Source organism: Ruegeria sp. D4, assembly GCF_056534475.1.
In genome coordinates, this window is record NZ_JBQFPJ010000004.1 from 191,134 (window position 1) to 213,812 (window position 22,679).

24 protein-coding genes are annotated in these 22,679 nt (G+C 59.6%); 16 read left to right on the forward strand and 8 right to left on the reverse strand.

Annotated elements, in window-relative coordinates:
• Position 1 precedes the first annotated feature (1 nt).
• Positions 2–247, forward strand: coding sequence for a molybdopterin converting factor subunit 1 (gene moaD, locus ACR0MI_RS08610; RefSeq protein WP_058281820.1), 246 nt, complete (start codon positions 2–4; stop codon positions 245–247).
• 4 nt (positions 248–251) lie between these two features.
• Entirely contained in the window at positions 252–695 is a 444-nt protein-coding gene (locus tag ACR0MI_RS08615) for a molybdenum cofactor biosynthesis protein MoaE (protein ID WP_170614318.1), read from the forward strand.
• Between the two features lie 49 nt (positions 696–744).
• Here the strand turns inward: ACR0MI_RS08615 and ACR0MI_RS08620 are convergent, their stop codons facing one another.
• From ACR0MI_RS08620 to ubiA, 4 genes are all read right to left on the reverse strand, one after another.
• Positions 745–1,275 (reverse strand): hypothetical protein, encoded by a 531-nt coding sequence (locus ACR0MI_RS08620; RefSeq protein ID WP_170614319.1) that lies wholly within the window; start codon positions 1,273–1,275, stop codon positions 745–747.
• Between the two features lie 177 nt (positions 1,276–1,452).
• A complete protein-coding gene (locus tag ACR0MI_RS08625) occupies positions 1,453–1,773 on the reverse strand; it encodes a hypothetical protein (protein WP_170614320.1) in 321 nt (106 codons plus the stop codon).
• A 1-nt stretch (position 1,774) separates the two neighbouring features.
• Positions 1,775–3,688, reverse strand: coding sequence for an OmpA family protein (locus ACR0MI_RS08630; RefSeq protein WP_170614321.1), 1,914 nt, complete (start codon positions 3,686–3,688; stop codon positions 1,775–1,777).
• A gap of 65 nt (positions 3,689–3,753) precedes the next feature.
• A complete protein-coding gene (ubiA, locus tag ACR0MI_RS08635) occupies positions 3,754–4,716 on the reverse strand; it encodes a 4-hydroxybenzoate octaprenyltransferase (RefSeq protein ID WP_170614322.1) in 963 nt (320 codons plus the stop codon).
• Positions 4,717–4,728: 12 nt separating this feature from the next.
• Between ubiA and ACR0MI_RS08640 the strand changes: the two genes are divergently transcribed.
• From ACR0MI_RS08640 to ACR0MI_RS08690, 11 genes are all read left to right on the forward strand, one after another.
• On the forward strand, positions 4,729–5,454 hold the full coding sequence (locus ACR0MI_RS08640; RefSeq protein WP_170614323.1) for a 16S rRNA (uracil(1498)-N(3))-methyltransferase: 726 nt from the start codon (positions 4,729–4,731) through the stop codon (positions 5,452–5,454).
• Positions 5,451–6,302 carry a GNAT family N-acetyltransferase gene (locus ACR0MI_RS08645; protein WP_170614324.1) on the forward strand — a complete coding sequence of 284 codons (852 nt, stop codon included), beginning with the start codon at positions 5,451–5,453 and terminating at the stop codon, positions 6,300–6,302. Before ACR0MI_RS08640 ends, ACR0MI_RS08645 begins: the two co-directional genes overlap by 4 nt.
• Positions 6,299–6,826 (forward strand): hypothetical protein, encoded by a 528-nt coding sequence (locus tag ACR0MI_RS08650; RefSeq protein ID WP_170614325.1) that lies wholly within the window; start codon positions 6,299–6,301, stop codon positions 6,824–6,826. The genes ACR0MI_RS08645 and ACR0MI_RS08650 overlap by 4 nt, the downstream gene beginning before the upstream one ends.
• Before the next feature lie 64 nt (positions 6,827–6,890).
• Complete coding sequence (locus ACR0MI_RS08655) at positions 6,891–8,261, forward strand: glutamate--cysteine ligase (protein ID WP_170614326.1); 1,371 nt, start codon at positions 6,891–6,893, stop codon at positions 8,259–8,261.
• Positions 8,262–8,365: 104 nt separating this feature from the next.
• Positions 8,366–9,433, forward strand: a complete 1,068-nt coding sequence (locus ACR0MI_RS08660) for a Hint domain-containing protein (RefSeq protein ID WP_170614327.1) — start codon at positions 8,366–8,368, stop codon at positions 9,431–9,433.
• Positions 9,434–9,514: 81 nt separating this feature from the next.
• A complete protein-coding gene (pheS, locus tag ACR0MI_RS08665) occupies positions 9,515–10,588 on the forward strand; it encodes a phenylalanine--tRNA ligase subunit alpha (protein ID WP_170614328.1) in 1,074 nt (357 codons plus the stop codon).
• The gene (locus tag ACR0MI_RS08670; RefSeq protein WP_170614329.1) at positions 10,589–10,906 is read left to right on the forward strand and encodes a hypothetical protein; all 318 of its coding nucleotides are present in this window, start codon (positions 10,589–10,591) and stop codon (positions 10,904–10,906) included. It abuts the gene before it with no gap.
• Positions 10,907–11,195: 289 nt separating this feature from the next.
• Positions 11,196–11,990: a prolyl oligopeptidase family serine peptidase gene (locus tag ACR0MI_RS08675; protein ID WP_170614330.1), complete on the forward strand. Its 795-nt coding sequence runs from the start codon at positions 11,196–11,198 to the stop codon at positions 11,988–11,990.
• Positions 11,991–12,068: 78 nt separating this feature from the next.
• The gene (gene pheT, locus ACR0MI_RS08680) at positions 12,069–14,465 is read left to right on the forward strand and encodes a phenylalanine--tRNA ligase subunit beta (RefSeq protein WP_170614331.1); all 2,397 of its coding nucleotides are present in this window, start codon (positions 12,069–12,071) and stop codon (positions 14,463–14,465) included.
• A gap of 81 nt (positions 14,466–14,546) precedes the next feature.
• Positions 14,547–14,993 carry a YtoQ family protein gene (locus ACR0MI_RS08685; RefSeq protein ID WP_170614332.1) on the forward strand — a complete coding sequence of 149 codons (447 nt, stop codon included), beginning with the start codon at positions 14,547–14,549 and terminating at the stop codon, positions 14,991–14,993.
• 462 nt (positions 14,994–15,455) lie between these two features.
• On the forward strand, positions 15,456–16,262 hold the full coding sequence (locus tag ACR0MI_RS08690) for a mechanosensitive ion channel family protein (RefSeq protein ID WP_170614333.1): 807 nt from the start codon (positions 15,456–15,458) through the stop codon (positions 16,260–16,262).
• Between the two features lie 190 nt (positions 16,263–16,452).
• Here ACR0MI_RS08690 and ald read toward each other — a convergent pair whose 3' ends face one another.
• Positions 16,453–17,571 (reverse strand): alanine dehydrogenase, encoded by a 1,119-nt coding sequence (ald, locus tag ACR0MI_RS08695; protein ID WP_170614334.1) that lies wholly within the window; start codon positions 17,569–17,571, stop codon positions 16,453–16,455.
• 137 nt (positions 17,572–17,708) lie between these two features.
• Between ald and ACR0MI_RS08700 the strand changes: the two genes are divergently transcribed.
• Positions 17,709–18,167, forward strand: coding sequence for an Lrp/AsnC family transcriptional regulator (locus ACR0MI_RS08700; protein WP_170614335.1), 459 nt, complete (start codon positions 17,709–17,711; stop codon positions 18,165–18,167).
• Between the two features lie 3 nt (positions 18,168–18,170).
• On the opposite strand, the gene ACR0MI_RS08705 is transcribed toward ACR0MI_RS08700, so the two are convergent.
• A complete protein-coding gene (locus ACR0MI_RS08705) occupies positions 18,171–19,025 on the reverse strand; it encodes a CPBP family intramembrane glutamic endopeptidase (RefSeq protein WP_480440866.1) in 855 nt (284 codons plus the stop codon).
• Between the two features lie 284 nt (positions 19,026–19,309).
• Between ACR0MI_RS08705 and ppk2 the strand changes: the two genes are divergently transcribed.
• On the forward strand, positions 19,310–20,227 hold the full coding sequence (gene ppk2 / locus ACR0MI_RS08710) for a polyphosphate kinase 2 (protein WP_170614336.1): 918 nt from the start codon (positions 19,310–19,312) through the stop codon (positions 20,225–20,227).
• A 47-nt stretch (positions 20,228–20,274) separates the two neighbouring features.
• Here ppk2 and ACR0MI_RS08715 read toward each other — a convergent pair whose 3' ends face one another.
• Together ACR0MI_RS08715 and rpsU are read right to left on the reverse strand one after the other, a co-directional pair.
• The gene (locus tag ACR0MI_RS08715; RefSeq protein ID WP_170614337.1) at positions 20,275–21,336 is read right to left on the reverse strand and encodes a CAP domain-containing protein; all 1,062 of its coding nucleotides are present in this window, start codon (positions 21,334–21,336) and stop codon (positions 20,275–20,277) included.
• Positions 21,337–21,645: 309 nt separating this feature from the next.
• Positions 21,646–21,852: a 30S ribosomal protein S21 gene (gene rpsU / locus ACR0MI_RS08720; RefSeq protein ID WP_005614280.1), complete on the reverse strand. Its 207-nt coding sequence runs from the start codon at positions 21,850–21,852 to the stop codon at positions 21,646–21,648.
• Between the two features lie 111 nt (positions 21,853–21,963).
• Here rpsU and ACR0MI_RS08725 point away from each other — a divergent pair, with 111 nt between their 5' ends.
• Positions 21,964–22,656 (forward strand): COQ9 family protein, encoded by a 693-nt coding sequence (locus tag ACR0MI_RS08725; protein ID WP_170614338.1) that lies wholly within the window; start codon positions 21,964–21,966, stop codon positions 22,654–22,656.
• Positions 22,657–22,679: the final 23 nt, after the last annotated feature.

A 22,679-nucleotide genomic window follows, 5' to 3' on the forward strand; every position in this document is an offset into this window, starting at 1 on the left:
GATGGATGTGCTGTATTTCGCATGGGTGCGCGAACGCATCGGCCTGCCGAAAGAAAGGGTCGAGACCGAGGCCGCAACGGTATCCGATCTTGTGGCCGAGCTGAGCGCGCGAGAAGACCGCTATGCCGCAGCCTTTGCGGACCTGTCCGCATTGCGGGTAGCGCTGGATCAGGAACTTTCGGACTTTGACGCCTCGCTGGCCGGTGTGCGTGAAGTGGCGTTCTTTCCGCCCATGACCGGCGGCTGACGCGATGCGTATTGCCGTTCAGGAAGAAGCGTTTGACCTTGGCGCCGAAGCCAACGCTTTTGCGTCAGGGGATTCAGCCAACGGCGCCATCGTGACCTTTACCGGTATCGTGCGCAATCTGGCCACGGGTGATCTGGATGTGATGGAGATCGAGCATTACCCGGGCATGACCGAGCGCGCGCTGACCAGGATCGCCGAAGAGGCTCAGGAACGCTGGTCTTTGGGGGATGTTCTGGTAATCCACCGCCACGGGCGGCTGGCCCCGGGGGACCGGATCATGATGGTTGCCACGGCTGCGCGGCATCGCAAGGATGCATTCGAGGCGGCAGAGTACTTGATGGACTATCTGAAATCCCGCGCGCCCTTCTGGAAGAAAGAGATCACCTCGGGCGGGGCGGAGTGGGTGGCCGCGAAAGATGAAGACGAAGACGCGTTGACCCGCTGGTAATACTCGAACCGGCACCCGTCGGGCGGATGCCGGCGCGTGTCAGGGCAGATTAGCTGGATTGTTCCGCGTTGCAGGTCCGTGCTGCCTCAATGGCTTTCTTTGTGCCATCCAGGTTGACGGTGAATGCGAATTCCTTTTCCGGGAACACGGTCATTTCGTTTTTGTTGATGACGTCGTCAACGAACTGAGCGTTGTTCGCCAGGATGTACCCGCCGGTATATCCATCGGCCAGGTGCTTGGTTTTCTTGTGCGCTTCGGCCTCATAAACGTTGCCGTCTAGTGACAGGAAGATCTTTTCCTTCTTACCTTTCAGGCCGATGTCATTCTTCGTGAAAACCCCCAGATAGCCCATCTCATGGTCTTTGGTCAGGCCCATTTGAACGACGTTCTGGTTTTCGTCCATGCGCTCGATCAGGCAGGACCCGCGCGTATCATCTACAAAGATGGTCCATCCGGATTCTTCCCCCCAATTTGAAAACGTATCGTTTTCCGAGGGGATGACATCGCCGGAAGCCAGGGCTGAGGTTGCGGAAAATGCGCAAAGCACTTTGGCGGTTTTCAAAGTATCTTGGAAATTCATAGTACACTCCAATTTTCTGGATAGTGGACAGTGATGTGTGTAGGCAAAAACACACCAATTCGTAGTATTGAATTTGTCGCCAATATTGAAGGCGAAAGAAACAGACCGGCCAAAACACGCCGATCTTGTTTACTGTTGTACTGAGGCAAGCTCAGGTTGTGCAGTCGACGCAAAGGTTCAGTCGGCGTTGTTTATCCGCCCGCGCAGTTCTTCCGCTTCTTGCCGCGCCGCGCGCAGGCCGTCCATCGCGGCGGCTAGTTCGGCTTCGGTCTGGGTCAGCTGGTTGGACAGTTCGGCCTCGCGTTGTTGCAGGTAGGTAATCGCCTGATCGCGGGTTTCTTCGGCTTCATGTAACTCCTGGCTCATACGGTCCAGATCAGCGACGTCGCTTTGGCGGACGCGGGACAGACGATGAGCTAGCCAGTTGGCGAACCAGCCCATGCAGAATGCCGCAAACAGGATAACGGCAGTGGCGATGATGAATTCGGTTCTGTTCACTTTACTGATCCCCTGCATCTGCATCAGATGCGCTGTTTTCCGGTTCTTCAGGCTCGGATGGCGTGGCTTCCAGCGCATCAAGCCCGGTTTCCCTGTCCGCAAGCGGTTCGGGCCGGATCAGGCGAAACTCGATGCGGCGGTTTTCTTCCCGGCCTTCTTCGCTGTCATTGTCCGCGATGGGTTGCGTTTCACCATAGCCGACGGCCGAGTAGGTTGCCGTTGGTATCCGGCGCGCGCGCAGCTCACTCAGAACGGACTGGGCGCGGGACTGGCTCAGCTGCTGGTTCATCTCTTCGCGGCCCTGGCTGTCCGTGTGGCCCTGAATTTCAAGCCGGATGGGGCCACATTCCCGCAGGATCTCTGCGATCTGGTTCAGCGTATCCCGCGATTCGGTGGCAACGGTGGCCGAACCGGGTTCGAACGCGATCTTGCCTGCCGCCTGAATCTCGGCAATCCGGGATTCGCACAGCTCCGGATCGGGCAGGGCGTCTTTGGGTTCGGGCGGTTCCTGATAGGTGATCGACAGGGTGAAATCCTGCGCTTCGCCCAGTTTGTCAGACAGATGCCCGGCTATGCGGGCCTTTGCATCTTCCTCATGGCTGACACCGGACAGTTCCACCACCTCGGGCGTGACGGTCAGAACACCATTATGCAGTTCCGACAACGCCTCAAGCCCGGCCAGCACCCGCAGCGGCCAGTCGGCGGGCAGATCGGGAACAATGCGGGTTGCCAAGTGCACCTGTTCCGAGCCGAAGGCCGCGCGGGCAAAGCTGTCGACCATGTCCCGCAAGGTTTCATCTCCGACACGCCCACGCAGTTGCACCAGGCCTTCCGGGCTGCGGGTTGCGGAAAACTCGGGCGGGCCGGCCTGGTCTTGGGTGTCGGGTTCGGGCAAAACGGCGTGTAGGGCAAACACTTCCGGCAATGCGTTTTCCAATTCACCCACGACCCGGTCGAATGTGGCGGGGTCCGCGCCTTGCGCCGCGATCAGCGTGATGTCGGCATCGGACATGGTCACCGAACCCTGCCCGATATCGGCCAGCGCCCCGATGCTGAGTTCGGCAGCGCGGGCCCAGCGCGGCGAGGGGACACCCAGCCCGATGGTGCAACTGTAAGGACCGGACAATCCTGCTGCTTGCGCGGCGGCCACGATTGTCTGACGGGCGTCGTCATCCTGCGCTGAACAGGCGTCGAAACGGCCCCCTTCCTCGGTGATCAGGTAGCGCAACGTAAAAGGTGTGATCACCGGGCGCGGTGCTGAAATCGACAGGCCGATCCGAAGGCTTGGCGGTGCTGCGCGCGTCAGGTCGCGCTCCAGCATCTCTTTTTCCTTCTGGCTGTCGGTGATGGCCGTGATCCGCACCAGCCCGGGGCTGGCCGAGATCTTGGCCCGGGGCAATTTCGCCAGCGCGCTGAGCGCGTAAGTAAACGCGTCATCCCAGCCCTTCGGCTTGGGATAGTCAGCCGTTTCCAGCAGATCTGACACGGGGGTGTTTGGAACCAGTTTTTCCAACTGTCTGATCATGGCGTCACGATCCACGCTGGCCGGGATCAGACCGATGACCGAGATGCCACTGTCGTTGCGCAGGATTTCGGTCGAAAACCGCGGTGCCGCCAACGTTGTGGTGGGCGCAACTTCCATCTCATCGATGACACGCGATGTATCGACTTCGGTTCCGGCAGCGGTCAGCGCGTTGAATCGCGTTGCCTCGTCCGAAGCGGTGCCGGTCAGAACCACGCGCAGCCCGTCTGAATACACTTCGGCCCAGTCGTGACCCTTGAGATCCAGCGCCCGCCGCACGGCAAATTCCGAAGCTTCTTCGACCTTTGTCACGGCATAACTGGCCGCCAGGAGCGACAAACCAGCCGACACGAGAAAGATCAGGACAACAGCGATGGAAAAAGGCAAACGCATGTGCGGTTTCGGGACTCCTCGGGCGATTGGTCGGGACTCTTACAGAGGCGTGGCCTGGGGTGCAATCAGAGCAGAAGCGCGACGCAGAGGAAGATCAGCGGAATCAAGCCGGTGTCGCGGTTGGCCCGGAAAAGTTGCAACAGTTTGGCGTTGTCTTCGATATCCAGCCCGCGCAATTGCCAGGCCATGTGCCAGCCCATCGCCCATGGCCCGGTCAGGGCAACGACCAGTGCCATGATGGACGCCTGCTGGGCAGCACCATCGATGATGGCAAGTCCCATAAGCGCGACGGTTGCGACCAGAAAATACTTGAGCCATTTCGCTGTATCCGTCCCGAACAGTCGCGCGGTGGATTTGATGCCGATCAGCTCGTCATCCTCGGCATCCTGATGGGCATAGATGGTGTCGTAAAACAGCGTCCAGGCGATCCCTGACAGGTACAGGGTAACTGCGGGCCAGCCTACCGTGCCGCTATGGGCGGCCCAAGCCAGCAGCGCGCCCCAATTGAAGGCCAGGCCCAGAAAGACCTGCGGCCACCATGTGAACCGCTTTGCGTAAGGGTAGATGGTCACGGGCAACAGGGACAGAACGCCCATGGCGATGGCCGCCTGATTGAACGTCAGAAGAATCCCCAGCGCCAGCAGGCATTGCAGGCCCATCCAGACAACGGCCTGCCGAACGCTGACCTGTCCGGACGGGATCGGCCGGGACCGTGTGCGCTCCACCTGCCCGTCAAATTCGCGGTCGGTGATATCGTTCCAGGTACAGCCTGCACCACGCATAAGAAAGGCTCCGATGGCGCAGCCGATCGCGATCCACAGATCCTCCCAGCGTGGGTTTCCGTCGCTGAGAATTGCCAGCGCAAGGCCCCACCAGCAGGGAATCAGCAGCAGCCACGTGCCGATGGGCCGGTCCGCGCGGCTGAGGCGCAGGTAGGGCCGCGCAAAAGCGGGCGCATGGGTGTCGACCCAGTTGCCGCTGACGGCATCGGCGACCTGACCATCTGGTGTTGGGACATTGCCTTGCATATGTAAGGTCTCATGAGTGCAAAAATCAGACTGTATGTAGAGCACCCTCTGGGTCGGGGGCAATCCGTTGAATTGACGCGCGAGCAGGCACATTACCTGTTCGGCGTCATGCGTCTGGCTGTCGGGGCACACGTTGCCCTGTTCAACAGTCGGGACGGAGAGTGGCTGGCCGAGGTGGCCGAGGCAGGCAAACGCGGCGGCACGCTGGCCTGTGTCGAACAGACAAGACCGTTGCAGATGCCGCCCGACCTTTGGTTTCTGTTCGCGCCGATCAAAAAGGCACGCACCGACTTCATCGTTGAAAAGGCGGCGGAAATGGGTTCCGCGCGGATCATGCCGGTGCAGACCGAATTCACCAATTCCGAACGCATCCGGCAGGACAGGTTGCAGGCCCATGCGGTTGAGGCCGCCGAACAGTGCGGCGGAACCTTCGTACCCGAAGTTTGCGAGCTGCAGCGCCTGGACCGTGTGCTGGATGCTTGGCCCGATGGGCGGCAACTGATGTTCTGCAACGAGGCGGAAGTAGGCTCGGCTCTGCGTCTGGCCGAACAGGAAAAGGGCGGGCCGTGGGCCATTCTGATCGGTCCCGAGGGCGGGTTTTCCGAGCGTGAGCGCAACCGCCTGACCGCATTGCCTTATGCGCATGTGGTCAGTCTGGGCCCGCGCATTCTGCGCGCGGATACTGCGACTGTGGCGGCACTTACCATGTGGCAGCAGGCGCTAGGGGATTGGTCGTGACCTGGTGTTTGGCGCAGGCAACCGACCTGCCCGAGATCGAGGAATTCCTCCGCCGTCACCTGCAATCTTCAATGTTTCCGCTGGCCAACTTGCGGGATTTCGGACTGAACGGATCGGAACCCCGGTCCCTGAAAATCTGGATGCTGGGCGAGCCGCTGCGCGCCGTTCTGGCCATCACGAACGAAGGGATGCTGTTGCCGCAGTGCCGGGATTGCACCGATGCCGAGCTTGAAGCGGTACTAAAGATGTTGAAAAGGCGCCCGGTCATCGGCGTGATCGGTGAGGCCGCCCAAGCCCGGCGCATTTTGCAACTGGCTGGCTGGCAAAACAGACCCGCTATCCTCAGCCGGGATGAGCCTGCCTTTTCGCTGGAACTGGAACAGCTTATTATTCCAGACCTGCCGGGAGCGCGCCTTGTCCCCTTGTCGGCAATTGACCGGGCGCTAGCCGTTCACTGGCGGCACAGCTACCATCTGGAATCCTTGGGAAAGGACTCGGATCAGGCGCAACATCAAGCCGAGCGCGACATTGACGGGTATCTGAGCCGGGACAGCCACCGGGCGTTGTTGTTGAACAACCAACCTGTCTGCATGACCGGTTTCAACGCCGTTTTGCCTGAAGTGGTTCAGATCGGCGGGGTTTATACGCCGCCCGAACTGCGCCGCCGCGGCTATGCCCGAACCGCCGTCGCGCTGCATCTGGCCGAGACGTGCGCAACCGGTGTGTCACGTGCCGTACTTTTTGCCGCTTCAGATTTTGCGGCGCGGGCCTATATCGCAGTAGGATTTGTTCGGACAGGTCAGTTCTCGGTGAACCTGTTCAAGACGGAAAAGGAGGCCGCCGCATGAGTTTCATCCGCCCGGAAGCGAAACTGGCTCTGTGGCGCTGGCGCGAAGTGCTGGTGGCCGTCGCCGTTTTTCTGGTAGGCCTGAGTTGGATTAGCGGGCCCGGCGGGCTGCTGGGCTGGATGGGATGGATTCTGGTCGCCGTGGCGGTGGCGCTGGCGGTGATCGGGGTGCAGCGGGTGCGATTCCGCATGGGTGCGGGTGGTCCCGGTGTCGTGACAATAGATGAGGGGCAGATCGCCTATCTCGGGCCTCTGGATGGCGGCATTGTCGCGGCGCGCGAAATCGAGAGGCTGGCGCTGGACCCGACCTCGGACCCGGCGCATTGGGTGCTGGACCAGCCGGGACAGCCCGCACTTCACATTCCTGTGAACGCCGAAGGCGCCGAGGCGCTGTTTGATGTGTTCTCGGCCCTGCCGGGGCTGAAAACCGAACGGATGTTGTCGGAACTCAACGGCGGATCGCCGCATCCGGTGGTAATCTGGGAACGCACGCCCTCGCGCCCGTCGCATATGCGCCTGCATTGACACTGGCCGCGTTTGCGACCACGACTGACCCAGCAACAGACACTTCAGGAGCGGAGCGCGGTTCATGTCAATTCCCCAGTCCGGCGGCGGGCCGATCGAACGCCACGAGCAACTGGCCGAATATCTGGAATCGGGCTGCAAGCCCAAGGCCGATTGGCGTATCGGTACCGAGCATGAGAAGTTCGGGTATTGCAAGGACACGCTGAAACCGCTGCCGTTTGAAGGCACCCGGTCCATCGTTGCGGTGCTTGAAGGCTTGCGCGACCGTCACGGCTGGAGCGAGGTACGTGAAGCCGGGCATCTGATCGGTCTGGAAAAGGACGGCGCGAATGTCAGCCTTGAACCGGGCGGCGCGCTGGAATTGTCGGGTGCCCCGCTGGAGACCATCCACGAAACCTGTGACGAGGTGAACACTCACCTGCGCGAGGTGAAGGATATCGCCGACGCGATTGGTGTCGGTTTCATTGGTTTGGGGGCGGCTCCGATCTGGACCCATGACCAGATGCCGCTGATGCCCAAGGGCCGTTATCGGCTGATGAACGACTATATGGAAGAAGTCGGCACCATGGGCCGCGCCATGATGCGGCGCACATGCACGGTACAGGTCAATATCGACTTCGGCTCCGAGGCCGACATGGTTCAGAAACTGCGCGTGGCACTGGCGTTGCAGCCGGTGGCAACGGCGCTGTTTGCAAACTCTCCGTTCTTCGAAGGCAAGGTCAACGGACAGAAAAGCTGGCGCAGCCACATCTGGCGACATCTGGACGATGCCCGCACCGGGATGTTGCCCTTCGTGTTCGAGGACGGATTCGGGTTCGAGCGTTACGTTCAGTATGCGCTCGATGTGCCGATGTATTTCGTCTACCGCGACGGACAGTATATCAACGCGCTGGGCATGTCCTTCCGTGATTTCCTGCAGGGCAAACTTCCGGCGCTGCCGGGGGAAACCCCGACCCTGTCCGACTGGGCCGACCACCTGACCACCGCCTTCCCCGAAGCGCGGATCAAGAAGTTCATGGAAATGCGCGGTGCCGATGGCGGCCCGTGGCGCCGCCTGTGCGCGCTGCCTGCCTTCTGGGTCGGGCTGACCTACGATCAGGGCGCGCTGGATGCGGCGTGGGATCTGGTCAAAGGCTGGGACGCGGAAACCCGCGAGGCGCTGCGGGTTGAGGCCGCCAAAGACGGGCTGCAGGCGCGGGTTGGCAACATCAGCATGCATGATCTGGCACGCGAAGTGGTGGCCATTTCCGAGGCCGGCCTGAAATCCCGTGCGCGCCCCGGCGCCGGAGGTCTGGTCCCCGATGAGACCCATTTCCTGAATGCGCTGAAGGACAGTATCGAGACCGGTAAGATTCCGGCAGACGAGTTGCTGGATCACTTCTATGGAGACTGGAACGGCGATCTGACCCGGATCTATCCTGAATACAGCTACTGAGACCATCGGGCGCGTTAAGGCATGATTTGCCAAAACGGGCCTAATGTCTTGCACTTCTTGCGGGCCGTCAGATACTAGCACGCATTCCGTCGCGCGAGTGATCCATGGCCCGTATCAGCGAACTTCATTATTCCAACGCCTACGCCGCAACCTCGGGTGTAAACGAATTTCTTGAAGTCGCACTGCGCCCGGATGAGATTCCAGCAGATTTCACGGTCTCGTTCTATCAGGCAAACGGGCAGGTCGGGATCGAAATTCCGCTGGATCATCCCTTAGTTCAGATGTCGGTCGATGCCGACAACAACGAGCTTGTTTTTGTCATATCGGCGGATGACTTCCCGATCCTTTTGACAGACCCCAACGGGGGCGGGCCGACCAACTACGAAGCCTATGCACTGACCAATACGAACACCGGTCAGGTCATCGATTTTTATGATATCGGTGGCGGCACAACGAACATCGTGGCGCAAAACGGGCTTGCGGCGGGGCAGACTTCGGTCAACCTGCCGGTTCTGGTCGGGCCGAACCAGACCACGACAACGTTGCAATTCAATCAGCCCGATCCGGATACCCTGACCTACGGGTCAGTGGCCCCCGGCGACAGTGGTGCGGCCTGTTTCACGGCGGACACGATGGTGGAGACGCCCGACGGACGTCGCGCTGTCGAAAATCTGCGGCTGGGTGATCTGGTGCACACAATCGACGCCGGGCCGCTGCCGGTTCGCTGGGTTGGCGGGCGCACGGTCTCAGGTCGTGGCCGCTTTGCGCCGATCCGGATCCACTCAGGTACACTTGGGGCCGAGGCCGATATTCTGGTCTCTCCCCAGCATCGTATCCTGATCACCGGTTGGCAGGCCGAATTGCTGTTTGGCGAAGATGAGGTACTGGTTCCCGCGATATCTCTGGTCAACGGCACCACCGTGACACAAGACCCTTGCGACATTGTCAGGTACATCCACCTGCTGTTTGACCGCCATCAGCTTGTCACCACCTCTGGCTTGATCTCCGAGAGCTTTTTTCCGGGGCAGGAGGGGCTTGCGGGGTTGGGAACGGACACTCAGGACGAGTTGCTGGCGTTGTTTCCCCAGCTGCGCAATCACCCCGAGGCATATGGCCTTGCAGCGCGCCCGGTGCGGCAGGACAGAACCACAGCGCTGCTTCGTTTCGCCTGAATGTGCGCGCCCTCTTGCTTTCGCGGGCTGCTGTGATAGCAGGTCCGCAACAGCATTCAGGGGCCAAAGTCAGGAAGCGTCATGGACGATCTTAAGGCAAAATATCTGGGTCAGATCGCAGACGCGGGCGACGAGAACGCACTCGAAGCGATCCGCCTGGCCGCCGTGGGCAAAAAGGGCGAAGTCGCGCTGAAGATGCGCGAGCTGGGCAAAATGACACCCGAGGAACGCCAGGTTGCAGGCCCGGCGCTGAACGCCCTGAAGGATGAGATCAACTCGGCGCTATCCGCCAAAAAAGCCGCTCTGGCCGACGCCGCGCTGGATGAGCGTCTGCGCACCGAATGGCTGGACGTTACGCTGCCGACCCGCGCGCGCCGTCAGGGCTCGATCCACCCGGTCAGCCAGGCGACCGAGGAACTGACTGCTATTTTTGCCGAACTGGGTTTCTCGGTGGCCGAAGGGCCGCGGATCGAGACCGACTGGCATAACTTTGACGCGCTGAACATCCCCGGCCACCACCCCGCGCGGGCCGAGATGGATACGTTCTACATGCACCGCGCCGCAGGCGACAACCGCCCGCCGCATGTGCTGCGTACTCATACCTCGCCGGTGCAAATACGTTCGATGGAGCTACAGGGCGCGCCGATCCGTGTGATCTGCCCGGGCGGCGTGTACCGCGCCGATTATGACCAGACCCACACGCCGATGTTCCATCAGGTCGAGGGGCTCGCCATCGACAAGGACATCTCGATGGCGAACCTGAAATGGGTTCTGGAAGAATTCGTAAAAGCCTTCTTCGAAGTCGACGACGTCGAACTGCGCTTCCGCGCCTCGCACTTCCCCTTCACCGAGCCATCGGCCGAGGTCGATATCCGCTGTTCCTGGGATAACGGCCAGCTGAAGATCGGCGAAGGCGACGACTGGATGGAGATCTTGGGCTCCGGCATGGTCCACCCCAAGGTGATCGCCGCTGGTGGCATCGACCCCGAGGTCTATCAGGGTTTCGCTTTTGGCATCGGGATCGACCGTCTGGCGATGCTGAAATACGGCATTCCGGATTTGCGAGCCTTCTTTGATAGCGACCTGCGCTGGCTGCGCCATTACGGTTTCGCAGCGCTGGATATGCCGAACCTGCATGGTGGTTTGAGCCGGTAAGTGTATCCGCTGGGTGTATATCTGGCGAGCTATTATGATTGGTGGCGCCGTAGAGTAGCCAAGGTTCCATTTCTATGGCTGGTCGGGCTAGTTGTAGCGTTAGGCTTTCTTCAGTTTTCAGTAGAACGCTTGTTCGGATCGTCCTTTGCTTGGGTTTTGTTGGTTGCGGTTATCGCTGTATCTCCGGGAGTGTGGGTGGCTCTTTTGGCGACCCGTAACGGATTTTTAAAGAAAGTGAATCCTCTGAAAGAGGTGGAAGATCAAAAAGCCATGGCCAAGAAGCTCATTAATGAATTCGCGAAAAAGCAGTCGAAATAGCGGCGCGGAGCAAAGGCCGATAGGCCGCCGCGCCATCGCCAGACCGCCCGGACGGGCTGGCGATTTGTCTCCGCCAGCGTTCCGTTTGAACGTCACACGGGTTTGGCTGCCATAAAGTGCCCAACACAACCCGAGGATCGCCATCCCGCGGTCTGGCGATGGCGCGGCTTGGTGGTTTGGTTGGATGTCGGGCGGGCTTCAGCCCACCATGCCCCGGGTGCCGGGCTGGAGCCTGGCCTACACCAATATGTTACGTGACAGTGCCGTGAGTCTGACTAGGCTCCGGCCTATGATCTATCGACTGCTATGCCTGCTTCTGCTGACCGCCACCCCGGCCGCCGCCGTGGATACCTGCCACGGGGATACCGCCTGTCAGGTCGGCGACCGCTCGTATCATGTGCTGGAACCCGATGGCTGGGACGGGGTGACGCCTCTGCCGGTGTTGCTGCATTTTCACGGCTGGGCGCGGCAGGGGACGGTTGTGGTGAACCACGAGCGTATCGCCGGGGCCACGAAGCTGCGGGGCGTGTTGTTGGTCGCGCCGAACGGCCTGGGCAAAAGCTGGGATTTCTGGGCGCCGGACACTGGCGACGTGGGTTTTGCCGACCGGGTGCTAAAGGATGTCGCCAGTCGGTATCCCATTGATCCTGAACGCATCTATGTCTCGGGCTATTCCTATGGCGGCGCGATGGCGTGGCGCTTTGTCTGCCAGTCCGGCAATGACGTGACCGCTTTGTTGGCCGTGGCGGGCAGTATCCCGCAGACCGAGGATTGCCCAGAATCCCCGCGCCAGGCGCGCCATGTTCACGGGACCGATGACGCAGTAATGAGCTTCCCCTTTGGTCCGGGCGGCGATACGACTTATCCGGTGGCGCTGTGGCGGGAAAAATTCGGCTGTGCAACTGCAACCCCGCGCGGCGACTGGAGTGTCGAGCCTTTCCTGACGCTCAGCCGGGTGGAATGGACCGATTGCGCGCGGGGAAAGGTGGTGCTGGACACCCATCCCGGCGGGCATTTTATCCCTCATGGCTGGATCGGCTGGCAACTGGATGAGCTTTTGGGCCGCACCCCAGCCTATCCGTGACGCGCGGCGCTTGCACCCCGGCGCAATCTTTGCCATTGCCTTTGCCGACTGGATGTTTGCCAAAAAAGGCCCTGAGCAATGAAATTCACTCTGTCCTGGCTGAAAGACCACCTCGACACTGACGCTTCGGTTGATGAGATTGCCGAGGCGCTGACCGATCTCGGGCTTGAGGTCGAAGAGATCGTGAACCCGGCGGACCGGTTGAAGGATTTTACCCTCGGGTATGTGAAACATGCCGAGAAACACCCTGACGCGGACAAGCTGCGTGTTTGCAAGGTCGACACCGATGAGGGTGAGTTGCAGATCATCTGTGGTGCCCCCAACGCGCGTGAAGGTATCACGGTCGTGGTTTGCAAACCCGGCATGTATATCCCCGGTCTGGACCTGACGATCAGCGTGGGCAAGATCCGTGGCGTCGAAAGCTTCGGCATGATGGCGTCTGAACGCGAGCTTGAGTTGTCGGAAGAACATGACGGCATCATCGAACTGCCATCGGGCGAGGTTGGCGACAGGTTTGTTGACTGGCTGGCTGAGAATGACCCCTCGAAAGTCGATCCGATGATCGAGATCGCGATCACTCCGAACCGTCCGGACGCGCTGGGCGTCGAAGGGATTGCCCGCGATCTGGCCGCGCGTGGCATTGGCACCCTGAAACAACGTGACTACGTGCCGGTCCCGGGAGACTACGAAAGCCCGATCAAGGTGACGATTGACGAGGACACGTTGGACGGCTGTCCGCATTTCACCGGTCGTTTGATCCGGGGTGTCAAGAACGGTCCCAGCCCGCAATGGTTGCAGGATCAGCTGAAGGCAATCGGTCTGCGCCCGATTTCGGCCTTGGTGGACATCACCAACTACATGACTTTTGACCACAACCGCCCTCTGCACGTTTTCGACGCGGACAAGGTGCAGGGCAACCTGCGCGTTCACCGCGCCAAAGGCGGCGAAAAGCTGGTGGCACTGGACGAGAAGGAATACACGATTCAGCCCGGCATGATGGTGATTTCGGATGACAAGGGCCCGGAATCGATTGCGGGCATCATGGGCGGGCAGGAAACCGGCTGCACCGAAGAGACCGTTAACGTTTTCCTCGAAAGCGCGTTCTGGGATCATGTTCAGATTGCCTTGACGGGCCGGGCGCTCAGGATCAATTCCGATGCCCGTTACCGTTTTGAACGTGGCGTCGATCCGGAATACACCCGTGAAGGGCTTGAGCATGCGACGCAGATGATCCTTGATATCTGTGGCGGTGAAGTTTCGAACGTGGTCGAGGCAGGCAAGGCGCCGAACCACGCGCGCGCCTACAAGCTGGACGCGGCGCGGGTTCGGTCCCTGGTCGGCATGGACATCCCCGAAAGCGAGCAGCGCCAGACCCTGACCCGACTGGGCTTTCGTTTGGAAGGCGAGATGGCTCATGTTCCCAGCTGGCGCCCCGATGTCATGGGTGAGGCCGATCTGGTTGAAGAAGTCGCGCGGATTGCGTCCCTGACCAAGCTGCAGGGAAAGCCATTGCCGCGGGTCACAGACGGCATTCCGAAGCCGGTGATGACCCCGGCGCAGCGGCGGCAGTCGATGGCGCGACGCACCTGTGCGGCGCTTGGGTACAACGAATGCGTCAGCTACACGTTTATCGATCAGGCCTCGGCCGCGCTGTTTGGCGGGGGCGATGATGCGACGAAGCTGGAAAATCCGATCTCGTCCGAGATGAGCCATATGCGCCCGGACCTTTTGCCGGGGCTGCTGCAGGCTGCGGCCCGCAATCAGGCGCGTGGGTACGCGGACGTGGCTTTGTTCGAGGTCGGTCCGGTTTTTCATGATGGCGAACCCGGCGATCAGAAGACCCAAATTACCGGCCTGCTGGTCGGTCGAAATGGCCCCAAGGATGTGCATGGCGCGTCGCGCCCGGTCGACGTGTTCGACGCCAAGGCGGATGCCGAAGCCGTTCTGGCCGCGATCGGCGCACCTGCCAAGGTTCAGGTTCTGCGTGACGGTGACACCTGGTGGCATCCGGGTCGTCACGGTAGGATTTGTCTGGGCCCGAAGAAGGTGCTGGGTGTATTTGGCGAACTGCACCCGCGCGTCCTGCAGGCGATGGATATCAAGGGCCCGGCAATGGCCTTCACGATCTGGCCGGATGAGGTGCCTTTGCCCCGAAAATCCGGCGCCACCCGCGCGGCGCTGGAACTGCGTGACCTACAGGCTGTCGAGCGCGATTTTGCCTTTGTTGTCGATGCCGCGGTCGAGGCCCTGACACTGGTCAATGCTGCAGCAGGTGCCGACAAGGCGCTGATTGAGGATGTGCGTGTGTTCGACGAGTTTATCGGTGGAAGTGTGGGTGAAGGCAAAAAGTCCCTGGCCATTACCGTGCGACTTCAGCCGACGGACAAGACACTGAAGGAAAAAGACATCGAAGCCGTCAGCGCCAAGATCGTTGAAAAGGTCGCCAAGGCCACGGGCGGTACGCTGCGGGGCTGATGGAGTCCGCCTCCGGCGGGAGTATTTTCAAAAAGATAAAGGGGCGGTTGCGCCCCTTTGTTGTCTGGAGAGGAGAAAGCCATGCTGAACGTTTATCTGTCCGGGGAAATCCATACGGACTGGCGTGAACAGATCATCGAAGGTGCCAAGGGGCTGAGCATCGCGTTCAACAGCCCGGTGACGGATCATGCGGCCAGTGACGATTGCGGCGTTGTTATTCTGGGCGCCGAGCCGGACAAATACTGGCATGACCACAAAGGCGCGATGGTCAACGCAATCAGAACGCGCAAGGGGATCGCCGATGCGGATGTGGTCGTGGTTCGGTTTGGCGACAAATACAAGCAATGGAACGCTGCCTTTGATGCCGGTTACGCGGCGGCTTTGGGTAAGTCTCTGATCGTGATGCACGGGCCAGATCATCAGCACGCGCTGAAAGAGGTGGACGCTGCCGCACTGGCCGTGACCGAGACACCGGAACAGGTCGTCGGTGTCCTGCGCTATGTGTTGACCGGCGCGCTGCCGAAGTGATCTGCGGACCGAACGCAGGTCATTTTCCTCGGATTTACCGTCTGAATGCAGGCGTCCTTGCAAACGGCCCCGGTCCGCGCTGATTGCTGCCGACTGGCGTTTTCGGCGTGACGGGTCGGATTCCAAGCACTGGCGTCACTGGGGAAAAACATGCCGCCTTTCCCATGAAAATGATTGCGCGTTTGTGAGAATGGCGCAGTCATCCTATACGAAATCACAACACTTGGGGTTTGCCCCAGCTGGAAAAACTGGTGAATCGTGCGAAGGAACGCGCGAAAAGGCAGAAGGAACAGACCGAAAAATCGCGGGCAGGCCAGAGCGAACCGGATAAACGTAAGGAGACTTGCGGCATGCTGAAAAAGTGACTGCTGCTGCATCAATTGTTTGGGATCTGCGCAGATGCATAGGTATCTGTTTTAATAATAGCGAAAACTGCGGCTTAGGGAGTGATCGGGAATGGAAATGGACCAGATTGTAGAAATGACAAACGGCTATCTGCCGGTTGTGCTGAATGCAGGCAAGGCGCTGATTGTTCTGATTTTGGGTTGGATCGCAGCGGGTGCAATCAGCGGCATGGTCCGTCGCCGGATCAACAGAACACCTCAGATCGATCCAACATTGGGCAACTTTGCCGCCAGCATCATCAAATGGGTCATTCTCGCGATGGTTGTCGTCGCCGTACTGGGGATCTTTGGGATCCAGGCGACCAGTATCGTGGCCATTCTGGGTGCCGCGTCGCTGGCCATCGGCCTGGCCCTGCAGGGAACGCTGAGCGATCTGGCCGCTGGTGTCATGCTGGTCGTGTTCCGCCCCTACAAGCTGGGCCAGTATGTCGATATCGGCGGGACGGCGGGGACCGTAAAAGACCTCAATCTGTTCACGACGGAACTGGTGACGCCGGACAACGTGCAGATCATCGTTCCGAATGGCCAGTCCTGGGGATCGATCATCACCAACTACTCGGCACATGATACGCGCCGCGTCGATCTGGTGTTTGGCATTGACTATGGCGACAGCGCAGATGAGGCGATGAATATTATTCTGGATGTGGCCAAGGCGGATGAACGTATTCACAGCGATCCGGAGCCATGGGTGCGTGTGACCAATCTGGGTGACAGCTCGGTCGATCTGACAGCGCGTCTTTGGTGTGCGGCGGCGGATTACTGGGATGTCAGATTCGAACTCACCAAGACGATCAAGGAAGCCTTTGATGCCAAGGGCGTATCGATCCCCTATCCGCATTCGGTGGAGATCCAGAAACAAGGCTGATGGCTCCCGCCTGTCGGGCGGGCAATGGAAATGCCCTTCTCCTGTTGGGCCCGGCGCCGCGCGAAAAGTGCGGCGCTTTTTTTGCGGCCACGCTGGTGCTTGAGACGACAGCGCCGCGCCCGAAGGCGCGGCGCTATGCCTAACGCTGTAAAGCACCCGCATCAGCGGGCGCTTTCAACGGCGGGAGGGCTTAGGATTTAACAATAACGTTGGGAGAGACGACATCAATTCCCAGCGCCTTGCCGACCGCGAAATAGGTCAGCTGCCCGGCGTGAACGTTCAGACCGTTCAGCAGGTGCGGGTCATCCTGACATGCCTGTTTCCAACCCTTGTCCGCAAGTGCCAGCATGAACGGCATGGTCGCGTTGCCCAATGCAATGGTCGAGGTGCGCGCAACAGCGCCCGGCATGTTGGCCACGCAATAGTGCATGATGCCATCGACCTCGTAGATCGGTTCCGCATGGGTGGTGGCTTTCGAGGTTTCAAAGCAGCCGCCCTGGTCGATGGCCACGTCCACCAGCACCGCACCCGGCTTCATTGTGGACAATTGCGCGCGCGAGACCAGCTTGGGCGCTTCTGCACCGGGGATCAGAACAGCGCCGATCACCATGTCTGCGGTCTGGATCAGTTCAGCCGTTGCGCCAGCGGTCGAGTACTGGTTCTTGAACGTGCCGCCATAGACGTCGTCCAGATACCGCAGACGTGGCAGTGAACGGTCCAGAACGGTGACGTCCGCGCCCATGCCGGCTGCGATCTTGGCGGCGTGGGTACCAACAACACCACCGCCGATCACGACGACCTTTGCCGGGCCAACACCGGGAACGCCGCCCATCAGAACTCCGCGGCCACCATTGGCCTTTTGCAGCGTCCACGAGCCGACCTGAGGGGCCAGACGGCCAGCGACTTCGGACATCGGGGCCAGCAACGGCAGGCCGCCATTGGCGTCGGTCACGGTTTCATAGGCAATGGCGGTGCAGCCGGAGTCCAGCAGGTCGCGGGTCTGATCCGGATCGGGGGCCAGGTGAAGGTAGGTGAACAGCAGCTGGCCTTCGCGCAGCATCTTGCGCTCGACCGCCTGCGGTTCCTTGACTTTCACGATCATGTCCGCCGTCGCGAACACCTCGGCCGCGGTGTCGACGATGCTGGCACCGGCAGCGGTATAGGCGTCATTGTCAAAGCCGGATCCCAGGCCGGCTCCGGTTTCGATGATGACCTCATGGCCGCGCGCGACAGCTTCCTGTGCGGCGTTGGGCGTCATACCGACACGGAATTCCTGAGGTTTGATTTCCTTTGGGCAACCGATTTTCATTTTGGGCTCTCCATCCATAAACTGCCTAAATTATGGGCACTCACAGCCGCAATTTCTGTGAAACTTTGCCCGGAATCTAAGTTTGTTTCGGTGGATTCTTCGATATACTGTCAGAATCTTGCAAAGGATTTGCGTGAATGAGCATAGATTCGACTGATCGAAAGATTCTGGCCGCCCTGCAGCGCAATGGCAGAATGTCGAATGCTGAGCTTTCAGAGCAGGTGAATCTGTCGCCCTCCGCCTGCCACAGACGTGTACAGCGGCTCGAGGTCGAAGGCTATATCCGCAACTACGTGGCGCTGCTGGATGCGCGCAAGATGAACGTTCCGACAACCGTGTTTGTCGAGATCACGTTACAGGGTCAGGCCGAAGAGGTTCTGGATGCGTTCGAGAAGGCAGTATCGCGGATACCGGATGTTCTGGAATGCCATCTTATGGCGGGTACTGCGGATTACATCCTGAAGGTCGTCGCGGAAAACACCGAGGACTTTGCCCGTATCCACCGGCAATACCTGTCACGTTTGCCCGGCGTGGCACAGATGCAGAGTTCCTTTGCGCTGCGGACCGTGTTCAAGACCACCGCATTGCCCGTGTGATCTTCAGGCCGGGCCGGGATAGGTGAACAGGGCCAGATGCAGGGCGTTGAAGGCGAAATGCATCACAACAGGAACCCAAATTCGTCCCGTCGCGAAATAACCCAGACCGCAGCCCAGCCCAAGCAGCGATGCGAACAGGACCAGAGGGACGCCACCGCCCGCATGGGCCACGCCAAACAGAAGGCTTGCGACCGCAAGTCCGGCGGGAGGGCCGAACCGGGACACAAGGACCGTTTGCAGATAGCCGCGAAAGAAGGCCTCTTCCGCGAGGCAGGTCAGGAACAGGTTGGAAAGGGCAAAGGTCAGCCACCATTCAGGCAGGCCGACTTCCGGATGCACGGCCCCAGTCAGTAGTCCTGTTGCAAAGAGCAGCGGCAAAGTTACGACACCAAGCGCAAGGGGCACCCAGCGTACCGGAGATTTTCGGCTCAACATCGCAGGGCAAGCAAGCACGACCGCGAAGAACACCAGCGGTTTGTCCAGATTCAGGTGCATTGAGAACAGCGCGCTGTCTGGACCCGCGCGAACCTGATCCAGGACCAGAAGATTACGAAATCCGGGCAGCAGATGTGCGCCAAGTGCGATGCACCAGACAATCAACGCCAGATGCCCGATCAGGACCCACCGGCCCTGAAGTCGATGCAGAATCCAGGCCCCTATCAAGCCCGACACGGCAAGTCCGGTTGCCAGCGGCGCCAGAAGCCCGGTCAGCAGCGCGGCGACCGCGAAAACCGAAAGCAACGCAAGACCCAGCCGCAGGTGCCCGGCCAAGGTGCTTACCTGAGCGGTTATCAGGATCGTCCATGGCCAGATCATTGGCAACAGAGAAACAAAGTGGTCCACAAAAGCCTCATGCATTCGATGTCGGCATTGTTGCCGCCTGATTGCGGGAAATGGCAATATCGCTCTGGCCTGTTGGTTTCAACCTGTTGGCATTGCGTCAATTCTAACGCTTGTATCCCCGGCACCATGGGTCCACATTCAGGACAAAGACCGCACAACGGCCCCGTTTTCGTGGTCTGCACCTGTCAGGTCAGCGCCACTTGCCCGGGGATTTGGCGATGCCACCGCATTTTCGGTGACATCCGGCAGTTACACTTGCCCGGTACGGTCCAGACCCGACGAACGATAAGGAGCAGACCTTGACCTACGAAAACAACAGTACCCCCAAAGATTGGCTTGAGGCGGAACTGGAAGACACGCTGGACGAAGATTTCGAAATCGAGTTCAGCGAACCAATGCTTTCGATGGAGGTCCGCAAGATCTACAAGGACCAGCATCCCGACATGCTGGACCGCAAGGTTTATTTTCAGAACCTCTTGCGCCTGCAGGCCGAGCTGATCAAGGTGCAGGATTGGGTGGTTCACACCGGCGCCAAGGTCTGCATTCTGTTCGAAGGCCGTGACAGCGCCGGCAAAGGGGGGGTGATCAAACGCATAACTCAACGCCTGAACCCGCGCGTCGCCCGAGTTGTGGCCTTGCCCGCGCCCAGCCGCCGGGAGCAGAGCCAATGGTATTTTCAGCGATATGTTCCGCATCTGCCTGCGGCGGGCGAAATCGTGTTCTTCGACCGCTCGTGGTACAACCGGGCCGGTGTCGAACGCGTCATGGGCTTCGCCAATGAAAACCAGGTCGAGCAGTTCTTTCAGGACGTTCCCGAATTTGAACGGATGCTGGTGCGGTCGGGGATCATTCTTCTGAAATATTGGTTCTCGATCACCGATGAAGAACAGCAACTGCGATTCCTCATGCGGATTCACGATCCGATGAAACAGTGGAAACTGTCACCCATGGATCTGGAATCCCGCATCCGCTGGGAGGCGTACACCAAGGCCAAGGAGGACATGTTCTTCCGCACCAATATCCCCGAGGCACCTTGGTATATTGTGGAAGGCAATGACAAAAAGCGCGAACGTCTGAACTGTATCGAGCACCTGCTGACCAAAATCCCTTACGAGGACGTGCCGCAGGACAAGGTCAATCTGCCCGACCGCCGGTATAATCCTGAATACGAACGGCGCATCCTGCCGGATGAGCTTTACGTTCCAAAGATCTATTGATGAAGTTGTGCGAGGCTGGTTGTCCAGCCTCGCACCGGAACGCCGGATCAGGCTGCGTCCATCATGCAGTCCACGTCGAAGATATTGAACATCATGAAGTCACAGCCGTCTTCGGCGACCGTGCCGGAATCAGCAGGGTCTTCCATGTGTTCGCTGTCTTTACCCGTCACAAGATCGAAGTCATCCATGTCACCGGTTTCGTCGCCTGCGGTTTCGGTGCCATCCCAATCGAACTGATCGAACTGGGCCTGCAGGTTTTCCAGGAATGAAGCGATCTCATCCAGAAAGGCCTGTACGTCAAAACAATCGGACTCTGGTTCGCCTGAATCGGTCACTTCAGTATCTGGCGTTTCGGTTTCCGGATTTTCCGTCTCGCTATCATCCGCGTCCGTTGTTTCGATCTCCGGTTCCTCAGGCTCGTTTTCATCCGTGTCCGTTGTTTCAGTCCCCGGCTCTTCCGTTTCGGTATCTTCGGTGTCGGTTGTTTCGGTCTCCGGATTTTCCGGTTCCGTCACTTCTGTGTCGGTCGTTTCGCTATCCGGCTCCTCGGGTTCCGTCACATCCGTGCCTGTCGTCTCGGTATCCGTTTCCTCCGGGTCGGTTGTTTCCTCGACCGGTGTGACCGGCGTGGCGGGTGCCGAGGGTTCTCCGGTGTCCGGCAGAACAGCGGCATCGGTTGCGGCAAAGTTCTGGGTGACCATGACCGCGTCAAATCCCTGCATGTCCCCGGTTTCAATGCCAATACCGATATACTCGAATTCAGGGTTCAGGATATTGGCGCGGTGGCCCGGGCTGTTCATCAGACCCTGATGTAGCTGGGCAACATCGTCGCTGATGCCTGGGGCACCCCGTTCGGATTGCCAGGCGATGTTTTCGCCGGTGCGCCAGCTGCCTTCCAGGTCGAACCCGGCATTTTCCATCCGTTGAGTCGCGCTCGATCCGCCCGATCCGGTGTGGCTAAAGGTATCCGTGTTCAGCATCCAGCTGCTGTGGTTTTCCGACGAGTCGTTCAGCTGGGTTTCAAGTTTCAGCTGGTTCAGCCCGCGGGATGTGCGCTCCTGATTGATCAGCGCCAGCATTTCGCGTTCGAACGTGTTTGCAGTCGACATTTTTGCCTCCGTTTATGGTTGAGTCCTTGCGGACGACGCCACTTAGAGGTGCAAGGCGCGACAGCGATAGAGACTGTCGAAGATCGGCGGTTTACGGCGACGCAGCGCTTTCCGGGCAAGATTCGCTGCGCTGCAAAATGCCGGGCAAAATGCTGCTGATGGGAAAATGGCAGCTTGCCGCGCGGTCTGTCCCACGGGTCGGCGGAATGTAACCGGCAAACGGGCGATGCCCCCTGAAAACGACAAACCCCCGGGCAGGGCCTCGGGGGTCGTCAAATAGTGTCATCCAAAGCTGGACGAGCAAGGTGCTTAGAGCAAACCTTCGCGCTGTGCTTTCTTACGTGCCAGTTTACGGGCACGGCGGATCGCTTCAGCTTTCTCGCGCGCTTTTTTCTCGGACGGTTTCTCGAAATGTTGCTTCAGCTTCATTTCACGGAACACGCCTTCGCGCTGCAGCTTTTTCTTCAGGGCCCGAAGCGCCTGATCGACGTTATTGTCGCGAACACTAACCTGCATGTGGTTGTCACCACCTTTCTAGATAGAGTTGCAAGGAAATTGCAGGAGTTGGCCGTATAGCAAAGCCGTTATATCTTGTCTAGTACTGGCTCTGAAAACCGGAGAACCGCAATGACCACCACTTATGAAGATTCAAAGCAACAGCTTTTGGACGCGATGCTGACCCACGTTCCGTTTGACGGCTGGTCCGAGGTGGGCTTTCGCGCGGCTATTGCGGACTGTGACATGGATGAAGGTCTGGCACGTGCGATCTGTCCGCGTGGCGCGGTCGATCTGGCGCTGGCTTTCCACGCACGCGGCGATGCAGTCATGGTCGAACGTCTGAAATCCGAAGATCTGGGTGATCTGAAATTCCGCGATCGGGTTGCTGCCGCAGTGCGCTTTCGGTTGCAGGCCGTCGAGGATAAGGAGTTGGTCCGCAAGGGCATGACCCTTTTTGCGCTGCCCCTTCATGCGGCAGACGGGGCCAAGGCCCTGTGGCAGACCTGCGACCTGATCTGGGATACGCTTGGCGACACGTCCGATGACGTGAACTGGTACACCAAGCGCGCCACCCTGTCGGGAGTGTATTCTTCGACCCTGCTGTTCTGGCTGGGTGATGAGTCCCCCGCGCATCAGAAGACATGGGAGTTTCTGGACCGGCGCATCGACAATGTCATGCAGTTCGAGAAACTCAAGGCGCAGGTGAACGACAATCCACTGTTCAAGCCGTTCCTCGCGGTTCCGAACTGGCTGGCCGGGCAGGTGAAGCCGCCGATTAAAATGCGGACCGATCTGCCCGGGATGCTGAATCCGCGCAAGTAAGCGTCTGGGCCTTCCAGAAATTG

Bases quoted from the DNA above. Each gene is read 5' to 3' on its own strand.
- moaD (WP_058281820.1), top strand. From the start codon at position 2: ATGGATGTGCTGTATTTCGCATGGGTGCGCGAACGCATCGGCCTGCCG.
- ACR0MI_RS08615 (WP_170614318.1), top strand. From the start codon at position 252: ATGCGTATTGCCGTTCAGGAAGAAGCGTTTGACCTTGGCGCCGAAGCC.
- ACR0MI_RS08620 (WP_170614319.1), bottom strand. From the start codon at position 1,275: ATGAATTTCCAAGATACTTTGAAAACCGCCAAAGTGCTTTGCGCATTT.
- ACR0MI_RS08630 (WP_170614321.1), bottom strand. From the start codon at position 3,688: ATGCGTTTGCCTTTTTCCATCGCTGTTGTCCTGATCTTTCTCGTGTCG.
- ubiA (WP_170614322.1), bottom strand. From the start codon at position 4,716: ATGCAAGGCAATGTCCCAACACCAGATGGTCAGGTCGCCGATGCCGTC.
- ACR0MI_RS08640 (WP_170614323.1), top strand. From the start codon at position 4,729: ATGAGTGCAAAAATCAGACTGTATGTAGAGCACCCTCTGGGTCGGGGG.
- ACR0MI_RS08650 (WP_170614325.1), top strand. From the start codon at position 6,299: ATGAGTTTCATCCGCCCGGAAGCGAAACTGGCTCTGTGGCGCTGGCGC.
- ACR0MI_RS08655 (WP_170614326.1), top strand. From the start codon at position 6,891: ATGTCAATTCCCCAGTCCGGCGGCGGGCCGATCGAACGCCACGAGCAA.
- ACR0MI_RS08660 (WP_170614327.1), top strand. From the start codon at position 8,366: ATGGCCCGTATCAGCGAACTTCATTATTCCAACGCCTACGCCGCAACC.
- pheS (WP_170614328.1), top strand. From the start codon at position 9,515: ATGGACGATCTTAAGGCAAAATATCTGGGTCAGATCGCAGACGCGGGC.
- ACR0MI_RS08675 (WP_170614330.1), top strand. From the start codon at position 11,196: ATGATCTATCGACTGCTATGCCTGCTTCTGCTGACCGCCACCCCGGCC.
- pheT (WP_170614331.1), top strand. From the start codon at position 12,069: ATGAAATTCACTCTGTCCTGGCTGAAAGACCACCTCGACACTGACGCT.
- ACR0MI_RS08685 (WP_170614332.1), top strand. From the start codon at position 14,547: ATGCTGAACGTTTATCTGTCCGGGGAAATCCATACGGACTGGCGTGAA.
- ACR0MI_RS08690 (WP_170614333.1), top strand. From the start codon at position 15,456: ATGGACCAGATTGTAGAAATGACAAACGGCTATCTGCCGGTTGTGCTG.
- ald (WP_170614334.1), bottom strand. From the start codon at position 17,571: ATGAAAATCGGTTGCCCAAAGGAAATCAAACCTCAGGAATTCCGTGTC.
- ACR0MI_RS08700 (WP_170614335.1), top strand. From the start codon at position 17,709: ATGAGCATAGATTCGACTGATCGAAAGATTCTGGCCGCCCTGCAGCGC.
- ACR0MI_RS08705 (WP_480440866.1), bottom strand. From the start codon at position 19,025: ATGCATGAGGCTTTTGTGGACCACTTTGTTTCTCTGTTGCCAATGATC.
- ACR0MI_RS08715 (WP_170614337.1), bottom strand. From the start codon at position 21,336: ATGTCGACTGCAAACACGTTCGAACGCGAAATGCTGGCGCTGATCAAT.
- rpsU (WP_005614280.1), bottom strand. From the start codon at position 21,852: ATGCAGGTTAGTGTTCGCGACAATAACGTCGATCAGGCGCTTCGGGCC.
- ACR0MI_RS08725 (WP_170614338.1), top strand. From the start codon at position 21,964: ATGACCACCACTTATGAAGATTCAAAGCAACAGCTTTTGGACGCGATG.